Origin of the sequence: Streptomyces sp. NRRL B-24572, assembly GCF_002156145.1 — a bacterium.
In the GTDB taxonomy this organism is placed as follows: Bacteria; Actinomycetota; Actinomycetes; order Streptomycetales; family Streptomycetaceae; genus Streptomyces; species Streptomyces vietnamensis.
This window is the reverse complement of sequence record NZ_MWIG01000487.1, coordinates 316-11,514: the sequence shown is the minus strand read 5'-3', so window position 1 is coordinate 11,514 and position 11,199 is coordinate 316. Positions and strand designations below refer to the sequence as shown.

Below are 11,199 nucleotides of genomic sequence, written 5' to 3'. Positions count from 1 at the left end.
CGCCCCGGCGACCCGGCCGCCCTGGCCCACCGGGGCGTCCACGAACTGGTCCTCGCCCAGGCCGCCCGCACCCCGGACGCCCCCGCCGTCGAGAGCGGCGACGAGCGGCTCACGTACCGCGAACTGGTGGAGCGGGCCGAGGCGCTGGCGCTCGTCCTGCGCGCCCACGGCGTCGGCCCGGAGACCAAGGTCGGCCTCACCGGCGACGGCACCCCCCGGCTCTTCGTCGGCCTCCTCGCCGTCCTGATGGCGGGCGGAGCGTACATCCCCCTCGACCCGACGTACCCGGTCAAGCGCCTGGAGTACATGATCGAGGACTCCTCGGTGGCCCTGCTCCTCGCCCAGCGCTCGGTGCTCGGCAGGCTGCCGGCGGTGGACGTGCCGGTCCTTTATCTCGACGACGAGCACGAGCCGCCCGTGCCCGCCCCCGCGCTCCCCGAGCCCGACGGCGGCCGCCTCGCGTACGTCATCTACACCTCCGGGTCGACCGGCCGCCCCAAGGGCGTGATGGTCGAGCACGCGGGCCTCGTCGACTTCGACCTGGCGCACCGCGAGTCGATGCCGCCGCGGCCCGGCCGGCGCGTCCTGCAGAACGCCTCCATCAGCTTCGACGTCAGCACCTGGGAATGGATGATGGCGCTCACCACCGGAGGCACCCTGGTGGTCGCCCCGCGCGAGGAGCTCCGCCCGGGCCCGCCGCTCGTCGACACCATCCGGCGCGAACGCGTCACCACGCTCAGCGCCACCCCGTCCGTCCTCGCCACGATGGACCCGGCCGACCTGCCGACCGTCACCGAACTCACCTCGGTCGGCGAGGCCGTCTCGGCCGAACTCGTCCGGACCTGGTCACCGGGGCGGCGCATCGTCAACGCCTACGGCCCGACCGAGATCACGGTCTTCTGCACCACCGAGGTCTGCGTCCCCGACGGCACCCTCCCGCCGATCGGCCGCGCCCTGCCCGGCACCGAGCTGTACGTCCTCGACGCGGACCTGCGCCCCGTACCGCCCGGCGTCGTCGGCGAGCTGTACCTCGGCGGCACCGGCGTCACCCGCGGCTACCAGAACCGGCCCGACCTGACCGCCGACCGCTACGTCCCGCACCCCTTCTCGGACGTCCCCGGGGCCCGCGTCTACCGCACCGGCGACCGCGTCCGCTTCGACCGCCACGGCACCCTGCACTACCTGGGCCGGGCCGACCACCAGGTCAAGATCCGCGGCGTACGCATCGAACCGGCCGAGGTGCAGGACGCCCTCGAAGCGCACCCCGGCGTCCGGGAGGCGGTCGTCATGGCCCGGCCCGGCCGCGACGGCCGGCTGATCCTCGCCGGATACGTGCTGAAGGAGGCGACCGCGCAGGAGCCCCCCACGGTCGGCGCGCTCCGCTCCCACCTGGCCGAGCGCCTCACCTCCGCGATGATCCCCTCCCACCTGTTCGTCATGGACGCCTTCCCGCTGAACCCCAACGGCAAGGTGGACCGGGCCCTGCTCCCCGCCCCGGAGGACCTGCCGGACGACGGCGCCCCGGGAGCGCTGCCGCCCACCACGCCCAGCGAGAAGACCGTCGCGGAGGTGTGGAGCGAGCTCCTCGGCGCCGAGCGGATCGCCGCCGACGCCAACTTCTTCGAACTGGGCGGCCACTCCCTGCTCGCCATCCAGGCGGCCTCCCGCCTCCACGAGGCCACCGGCGTCGAACTCCCGCTGCGCGAGCTCTTCGACGCCCCCGTCCTGCGGGACGTCGCCGCACGCATCGACGAGCTCGCCGACGCCGGCCGGGCCGTGACCGACCCGGTTGCCAGGACCGAACCGATCCCGCGCCTCGAGCGCGGACCGGAGGGACTGCCCCTCTCCTCCGCCCAGCAGCGGATGTGGTTCGTCGAGCAGCTCGCACCGGGTGGCCTCGCGTACCGCATCGCCGGCGAGCTCCACCTCGAAGGACCCGTGGACCCCGACGCCCTGCGCGCGGCGCTGACCGAGGTCGTCGCCCGCCACGAGGCGCTGCGGACCGTGTACGTCGCCGTGTCGGGCGAGCCGCGCCAGGTCGTCACCGAGGGCCTGCCCGACGGGATCCTGCCCGAGACCGACCTCTCCGGGCTCCCCGCCGACGCCCGGGAGGCCGCGCGGAAGGAGCACACCGCATCCTTCAACCGGCGGCCCTTCGACCTCACCCGCTCCCCGCTCCACACCCAGCTGATCAAGCTGGCCGAGGACCGGTACGTGGTGCAGCTCTCCGTGCACCACATCGCCGCCGACGGCTGGTCGATGCGCCTCGTCGTCCGCGAACTGGCGGCCCTGTACACGGCCTTCGTGCAGGGCGAGCGGGACGCCTCCGCCGTGCTCACCGACCCGGTCGTGCAGTACGCGGACTTCGCCGGGATGCAGACGCGGCACCAGAACGGCGCCGCCGGGGAGGCCGAACTCGCGCACTGGACCGAGGTGCTGGCCGGCGCCCCCGCCGCCCTCGACCTGCCCACCGACCGCCCGCGCCGGGACCGGCAGGACCGGCCCGCGGCCCGGGAGCGGCGCACGGTCGCCGCCGACCTGGCCGAGCGCCTGCGGAGCCTCGCGGGCGAGGAGAACGCCTCGCTCTCCATGGCGCTGCTCACCGCGTACAACGCCCTCCTGTCGCGCTGGTCCGGCCAGGACGACGTCGTCGTCGGCATGCCCGTCGCCGGCCGGGCCCGCAAGGACCTGGAGCACAGCGTCGGCCTGTACGTGAACACCGTCGCCGTCCGCACCGACACCTCCGGCGGCCCCGCCTTCCGCGAGCTGCTGCGCCGCGTCAGGACCAACGCCCTGGACGCCGACGCCCACCAGGGAGTGCCCTTCGAGCGGATCGTCGACCGGCTCGCCCCGGACCGGGACCTCACCCGCACCCCCGTCTTCCAGGTGCTGTTCAACATGCTCAACCTGGACGACTCCCACCCGCCGATCCCCGGCGTACGCACCCGGCTCGTCGGCACCGAGGACCTCAGCGCCCGCTTCGACCTGACGCTGTACGTCCAGCCCGCGGCCGACGGCTCGCTCGGCCTCGACCTGGTCCACGACGCCTCGCTCTTCGAGGCCCGGACCGTCACGGCCTTCCTCGACCAGTTCGAGGCGCTGCTCGCCGCCGTCGTGGCCGAGCCCGAACGCCCCCTGGGCGAACTGGTCCCGCCCCGGCCGGCCACGCTGCCCGACCCCGGCCGGCCGCTGCCGCCGGCGCCGTGGACGGCCGCGGTGCACGAGCGGTTCGCCGCCACGGCCGCCGCACGGCCCGGCACCGTCGCCCTCCGACACCGGGGCACGGAGCTGACGTACGGCGAACTCGCCGGCGCCGTCGACTCCCTCGCCGCCGAACTGCACGCCGCGGGGACGGGCCGGGGCGACGTCGTGGCCGTGCACGCCGAGCGGAGCCCCGCCCTGGTGGTCGCCGTCCTGGCCGCGCTCCGCTCCGGAGCCGCCTTCTCCGTCCTCGACCGCACCCACCCCGTGGAGCGGCGGGAGCAGTGCGCACGGCTCATCGGCGCGAAGGCCTGGCTGGAGACGCGGGCGGGAGAGCCCGAGGTCCTCGGCCCGCCGCCCGCCCTCGTCACCACGGCCACCACCACCGCCACCGGGACGCCGCACCCGGCGCCGGCACGCGTGCCCGCGCTCCCGGCCGACACCGCGTACATCGCCTTCACCTCGGGAACCACCGGCGCCCCCAAGGGAGTCGTGGCGAGCCACGCCCCGCTCGCCCACTTCGTCGACTGGTACACCCGCACCTTCGACGTGAGCGCTGCCGACCGGTTCGCGCTCACCTCGGGCCTCGGCCACGACCCGCTGCTGCGCGACCTGTTCGTCCCGCTGTCGATCGGCGCCCGGCTGCACGTACCGGACGAGGAGGACCGGGCGACCCCGGAGGCCTTCGCCGCCTGGCTGGCCGCCGAGGAGATCACCGTCCTGCACCTCACCCCGCCGATGGCGCGCTTCCTCGCCGGCCTCCCCGACGGCTCCCTGCCGTCGCTGCGACTGGCCTTCTTCGGCGGCGACGTGCTCACCGGCCGGGAGGCCGCCACCCTGCGCCGCCTGGCGCCGGGCGTCCGGCTGGTCAACTTCTACGGCGCCACCGAGACGCCGCAGGCCCCGGCCTGGCACCCGGTGGGGGAGACCGCCCCCGACGAGGCCGTGCCGCTGGGAACGGGCATCGACGGGGCCCAACTCCTGGTGATGCGCGGCCGGTTCCCCGCGGCGGTCGGCGAGCTGGGCGAGATCGTCGTCCGCACCCCGTACCTCGCCGAGGGCTACCTCGGCACCGACGCCTCGGCCCGGTTCACCGCCGACCCGGCGGGCCGCCACGGCGAACGCCTCTACTTCACCGGTGACCTCGGCCGCCACCGGGAGGACGGCACCGTCGTCTTCGCGGGCCGCGCCGACCGCCAGGTGAAGGTGCGCGGCCACCGCGTCGACCTCGCCGGCGTGGAGCACTGCCTGCGCGGCCACCCCTCGGTCACCGCGGCCGTGGTGGCACCGGTGTCCGACACCACCGGAGAGCTGTCGCTCGCGGCCTGGGTCACCGTGCAGGCCGCCGCGGACACACCGGCGGACGCCGACGCGCTGCGGACGCACCTGCTCACGCGGCTGCCCGCCGCGATGGTGCCGGGCGTCCTCGAAGTGGTCGACGCCTTCCCGCTGACCGCCAACGGCAAGGTCGACGTGGCCGGGCTGCGGGCCCGGCGGCGCGCCGCCGAGCGGGCCGGCACGACCCGCACCCCGGTCACCCGCACCGAGGAACGCGTCCGCGGCCTGTGGCGGGAACTCCTGGACGTCGAGGACCTCGGACGGGACGACACCTTCTTCGGCCGCGGCGGCCACTCGCTCCAGCTGGTGCCGCTGCAGACCCGCCTGCGGGAGGAGTTCTCCCTCGACGTACCGGTGGTCGACCTGCTCCGGCACCCGACCGTCGCCGCGCTGGCCCGCCATCTGGACCGCCTCGCCGGAGGCGGGGCCGAAGCGGGCGGGACCGCGGCACACACGAACGACCAGGCCGTACGCGACGAAGCGGCCCAGCGCGCCAGACGGGCCGCCGACCGGCGGCGCCGGATGAGAAGGGGACAGGGGGATGTCTGAGCTTGTGGAACGGCCGGACGCCGAGACGGACGAGCCGGAGCGGATCGCCGTCGTGGGACTGGCCTGCCGGGTGCCCGGCGCCGACGACGCCGAAGGATTCTGGGACAACCTGGTACGGGGAGTCGAATCGGTCGAGCGCCTCGACCCGCCCGCCGACGCGCCCGACGGCTATGTGCCGGCCGTCGCCCGGGTGAAGGGCGCCGAGGACTTCGACGCCGCCTTCTTCGGCATGACCCCGCGCGAGGCGGAACTGGCCGACCCCCAGCAGCGGCTCTTCCTTGAGCAGTGCTGGACCGCCCTGGAGGACGCCGGGTGCGACCCGCAGCGCGTCCGGGGCCGGATCGGCGTGTGGGGCGGCACCTCGTTCAACACGTACCTGGTGCTCAACGTCCTGCCGAGCCTCGACCAGGAGCGGCTGCTCGGCGAGTACCCGGCGGCCCTCCTGCACGGCAACGACAAGGACTACCTGACCAGCCGGGTCGCGCACCGCCTCGGCCTGACCGGCCCCGCCGTGACCGTGCAGACGGCCTGCTCGACCTCGCTCGTCGCGGTCGCCGAGGCCGCCCGGGCCCTGCTCGACTACCAGTGCGACATGGCGCTGGCCGGCGGCGCGTCCCTCAAGCTCCCCCAGGACCGGGGCTATGTGTACGAGACCGGGGGCATCCAGTCGCCCGACGGCTACTGCCGCGCCTTCGACGCGGACGCCGCCGGCACCGTCTTCGGCAGCGGAGTCGGCGTCGTCGCGCTGAAGCGGCTCTCGGACGCCCTCGCCGACGGCGACCGCGTCCACGCCGTGATCCTCGGAGCCGCCGTCAACAACGACGGCGCGCGCAAGACCGGCTACACCGCGCCGAGCGTCGACGGCCAGGTGCAGGTCCTCCACGACGCCTACTTCGCCGCCGACGTCAGCCCCGCGACGATCGGCTACGTGGAGGCGCACGGCACCGGCACCGCCGTCGGCGACCCGGTGGAACTCGCCGCCCTCGACGAGGTGTTCGGCGCCGAGGGCCTGGCCCCCGGCTCCGTGCCGATCGGCTCGGTCAAGACCAACATCGGCCACCTCAACGCCGCGTCCGGGGTCATCGGACTGATCAAGACGGTGCTCGCCGTACGCGAGGGGCAGCTGCCCCCGAGCCTGCACTACCGCAGGCGGAACCCGCGTACGGACGAGAAGTCGCCGTTCGCCGTCAACGACCGCCTGCGCCCCTGGCCCACCGGCGACGGACCCCGCAGGGCGGGCGTCAGCTCCTTCGGCGTCGGCGGCACCAACGCCCACGTCGTCCTGGAGCAGGCCCCTGCCGCCCCGAGTCCCGCACCGGCAGAAGGCGGGGACCTCCTCTTCACGGTCTCCGCCCGCACCCCGGACGCCCTGACGGCATCGACCGGCTGGCTCGCCGAGGCCGTCGAGACCGCCCCCGCAGGACAGCTGCCGGACATCGCGCACACCCTCGCCCACCGGCGCAGGCGCTTCCCGCACCGGGCCGCCGTGGTCGCCGCCATGCCTGCCGAGGCCGCCGCCGCCCTGCGGAAGGCCGCCGCCGAGCACGCCCCGGGCGACGCCCCGGCCGCCTTCCTCTTCCCCGGCCAGGGCACCCAGTACCAGGGGATGACGGCCGAACTCCTCCGCAGCGAGCCCGAGTTCGCACGCCACATCGACGAGGTCGCCGCACTGCTCGCCCCGCACACCGGGATCGACCTGCGCGGCCTGCTGAGCGAACCGGCGGCCCCCGGGGCCGACGACCCGCTGGTCGACACCCGGCTCGCCCAGCCCGCGCTGTTCGCCGTCGAGTACGCCCTCGCGCGCTGGTGGCAGAGCCACGGAGTGCACCCCGCGGCGCTGCTCGGCCACAGCCTGGGGGAGTGGACCGCGGCCTGCCTGGCCGGCGTCTTCACCCTGGAGGACGCCGTCCGTCTGGTCGCCGTCCGCGGGCGCCTGATGGGCGAGCGGCCGCGCGGCGCGATGCTCGCCGTGGAGCTGACGGAGGACGAGGCACGCGCCCTGACCGGGCCCGAGCTCGGCATCGCCGCGCTCAACGCGCCGCAGCGGCTCGTGCTCTCCGGCACCGAGGCGGCCGTGGCCCGGGTCGAGTCCGAGCTCACCGCCCGCGGTGTGGCCGCGAAGCGCCTCGTCACCTCGCACGCCTTCCACTCCGCGATGCTCGACCCGATGGTGGAGCCGTTCGCGGCCGAGGTCGCCCGGGTGCCGCTGCACGTCCCCCGCATCCCCTTCGTGTCCAACGTCAGCGGCACGTGGATCACGGACGCCGAGGCGACGGACCCGCACTACTGGGCGGGCCAGGCGCGTGCCGCCGTGCGGTTCGCCGACGGCGTCGCCGAACTCCTCGCCGCCGTCCCGGACGCGGTCCTCCTCGAACTCGGCCCCGGACGCGCCCTGGGACGGTTCGCCGCCCAGGTGGCGGGAGCCGGCCTGCGGCCGGTCAGCACCGTGCGCGGCGCCCGGCAGAACGGCTCGGACCGGCGCCATCTCCTCCAGGCCCTGGGGCAGGCGTGGACGCGCGGCGTCGACGTCGACCTCCCCCGGGCCGACGGGGCAAGGGCCGTACCGCTGCCGGGACACCCGATGGAGCGTCGCCGCCACTGGATCGACGCGCGGCGGACCCCGGCGCCGACGGCGGCACCGGCACCGACACCGGCGACGTCCACGGAGACGAGCCCGGCTCCGGCTCCGGAGACCGCGACCGACGCCGTGACCGACGCCCTGTCCGGTGCGCACGCCGTGCCCGCCGCGGCACCGGCGCCCGAGGCGTCCGCCGACGCCGGGCCCGTCGAGCGGATCACCGCGATCTGGCGGGAGCTGCTCGGCATCGCGGACATCGGCCCCGACGACGACCTGTTCATGCTCGGCGGTGACTCGCTCAACGCCTCCCAGCTCGTCTCCCGGGCCAACCGGCTCTTCCGGGTGGAACTCCCCCTGGAGGACTTCCTGGACGAGCCGACCGTACGGCGGATGGCCGAACTCGCCGTCCGCGCACAGACCGACGACCCTGCCGAGGCGGTGGAGCAGTGACCATCCAGACGACCGAACCGCTGTCGTTCGCACAGCAGCGCATGTGGTTCATGGAAGAACTCGTGCCGGGCACCGCCCTTCAGAACATCCCCCTGGCCGTGCGGCTGACCGGCCCCCTCGACACCGAGGCCGTCGAGGGCGCCTTCCGCGCGGTCGTACGCCGCCACGACACGCTCCGCGCCGCGTTCGGCGTCCATCGCGGCACCCCCGGGCAGGCCGTCCTGGCCCCCGAGGACGCGGAACCCGCCGTCGAGCACGTCGACTTCCGCCGCGACGCGGACACGGCCGCCGAAGGCACGGACACCGACGGCGCGAAGCAGCTCGCCGACTGGCTGACCGCACAGGCGACCGCTCCGTTCGCCCTCGACCGGCCGCCGCTGCTGCGGATCGGCCTGGCCAGGCTCGCCGACGAGGAGCACGTCCTCGCCCTGACCGTGCACCACATGGTGTGCGACGGCTGGTCCCTCGACGTGCTCATCCGGGAGTTCAACCGGGCCTACACCGCCCTGGCCTCCGGAGGCGCCGGGGACGCCGGGGACGGCGACCTGCTGCCCGAACCGCCGGTCCGGTACGCCGAGTTCGCGGCCCGCCAGCACCAGCGGTTCGCCGACGGAGCCATGGACGCCGACCTCGCCTACTGGCGCGAGCGCCTCGCCGGCGACATACCGGCCCTGGAACTCCCCACCGACCGGCCGCGCCCCGAGGAGCCCGGCTACCGGGGCGCCCGCGTCCGCCGCGAGATCCCGCAGCCGCTCGTCGAAGCCGTCGCCGCCCTCGCCCGCGGCCGCGGCGTCACCCCGTACATGGTGCTGCTCGCGTCCTACGGCGCCCTGCTGCAGCGCTGCGCCGGCCAGAGCGACATCATCGTCGGCACGCCGATCGCGGGCCGCGGCGACGTCGACACCGAGCAGCTGATCGGCCTCTTCGTCAACACCCTCCCGGTGCGCGTCGACCTCACCGGCGACCCGGAGTTCGGCGAACTGGTGCGCCGCGTCCGCAAGAGCGCCCTGGGCGCCTACGCCCACCAGGGCCTGCCGTTCGAGAAGATCGTCGAGGACCTGCGTCCCGACCGGGGCAGCCACCTCACCCCGCTGTTCCGGACCATGTTCGTCCTCCAGAACGCCACCACCAGCGCCCTCGACCTGCCCGGCCTGACCGCCGAGGCCGTCGAGACGCACAACGGCACCTCCCGCTTCGACCTCCAGCTCATCCTGGGCAGCCGCGCCGACGGCTGGGTCGCCACCCTCGAGTACGACAGCGACCTCTTCGACCGGACCACCGCCGAGCGCATGCTCGACCGCTACCTGGTGCTGCTCGAAGGAGCCGTCGCCGCCCCCGACACCCGCCTCTCCCGGCTGCCGCTGCTCAGCGGCACCGAACGGCGCCGGGTCCTCGACATCGGCCGCCGGACGCAGGACTTCCCCGTCGGGGAATGCCTCCACGAGACCTTCCGGCGCCACGCCCTCGAACGGCCCGACGCCGTCGCCGTCAGCTGCGAGGGCGAGCACCTCGGTTACGCCGAACTCGACCGCAGGGCCGAGGCACTGGCCGTACGGCTCCGCGCGGCGGGCGTCGGCCGCGAGTCGCTCGTGGGCCTGTTCCTGGAGCGCGGACTCGACACCGCCGTCGCCATCCTCGGCGTCTTCAAGGCCGGCGGCGCCTACGTCCCCATGGACCCGCTCTACCCGACGGCCCGGCTGGCCCGGATCCTCGGCGACGCCACCCCGCACGTCCTGATCACCCACGCCTCACTGCGCGAGGCCCTGCCCGCGTACGACGGCCACCTCCTGGTCCTCGACCGGCCCGAGGAGCCCTTCCCCGACCCGGCCCGCCCCGTGCCCCCGCGGGACCCGGCGCCGCTCGCGCCCGACAACACCGCATACATCATCTACACCTCGGGATCCACCGGCACGCCCAAGGGAGTGCAGGTCACCCACGCCACGGTGGCCCGGATGTTCGCGGCCATGCAGGCCACCTCCACGTACGACTTCGACGAGAACGACGTCTGGCCGATGCTCCACAGCTACGCCTTCGACGTCTCCGTCGTCGAGATGTGGGGAGCCCTGCTGCACGGCGGCCGGCTCGTCGTCGTGCCGCAGGAGACCGCCCGCGACCCCGAGGCGTACTACGCCATGGTCCGCGAGGAGGGCGTCACCGTCCTCAACCAGACCCCCTCCGCCTTCGTCCACTTCGCCGCCGTCGACGCCCGGCACGACCCGGACGACCTCCCGCTGCGCGTCATCGTCTTCGGCGGCGAGGCACTGGAGTCCGGCGTCCTCGCGAGCTGGTTCGAGCGGCACGGCGACCGGTCCCCGCGCCTGGTCAACATGTACGGCATCACGGAGACCATCCACGTCACCATCCGCGAGATGACCGCCGAGGACGTACGGCTCAACCGGCGCAGCCCCATCGGCCGGCCCATGCCCGACATGGAGCTGTACGCCCTCGACGACCTGCTCCAGCCCGTACCCATCGGCGTCACGGGAGAGCTGTACGTCGGCGGCCCCGGCCTGGCGCGCTGCTACTTCCGCGACCCGCGGAAGACCGCCGACCGGTTCGTCCCCCACCCCTTCTCCGACCGGCCCGGCGAGCGCCTCTACAAGAGCGGCGACCTCGCCCGGCTCACCCCCCGCGGCGAGTTCGAGTACGTCGGCCGGGCCGACCACCAGGTCAAGATCCGCGGCTACCGCATCGAGACCGGCGAGGTCGAGGCCGCCCTGCTCGACCACGAGGACGTGCACGCCGCCGTCGTCGTCCCCCAGCAGGGGGCGGACGGCGAGACGCGGCTGTACGGCTACGCCACCCTGGAGCCCGGCGCACGCGCCGGAGAGAGCCCGCAGGACACGGCGGCCGTGCTGCGCGACCACCTCGCCGACCGCCTGCCCGCCTACATGGTGCCCACGGCCGTCGTCGTCCTCGACGCCCTGCCGCTCACCGTCAACGGCAAGGTGGACCGCAAGGTCCTGCCCGTCCCCGAGCCGGTCCGCACCGCCTCCGCCACCGCCTACGTCGCCCCGCGCACCGCCACCGAGGCGAGGGTCGCCCGCGCCTGGCGCGAGCTGCTCGGCCTCGACCGGGTCGGC

3 protein-coding genes are annotated in these 11,199 nt (G+C 74.9%); all 3 read left to right on the top strand.

Annotation, left to right across the window (positions count from 1 at the left end):
* Positions 1 to 5,088, top strand: a 5,088-nt coding sequence (locus tag CCN56_RS27415) for a non-ribosomal peptide synthetase (RefSeq protein ID WP_107484228.1), incomplete at its 5' end; no start/stop codon positions are given.
* Complete coding sequence (locus tag CCN56_RS27410) at positions 5,081 to 8,116, top strand: type I polyketide synthase (RefSeq protein ID WP_086830628.1); 3,036 nt, start codon at positions 5,081 to 5,083, stop codon at positions 8,114 to 8,116. The genes CCN56_RS27415 and CCN56_RS27410, both read left to right, overlap by 8 nt.
* Positions 8,113 to 11,199 (top strand): amino acid adenylation domain-containing protein (locus CCN56_RS27405; RefSeq protein WP_143664640.1); only part of this gene is annotated, 3,087 nt, incomplete at its 3' end. The genes CCN56_RS27410 and CCN56_RS27405, both read left to right, overlap by 4 nt.

Excerpts from the sequence above, each read along its gene's own strand:
- CCN56_RS27410 (WP_086830628.1), top strand. The coding sequence starts at position 5,081 with ATGTCTGAGCTTGTGGAACGGCCGGACGCCGAGACGGACGAGCCGGAG.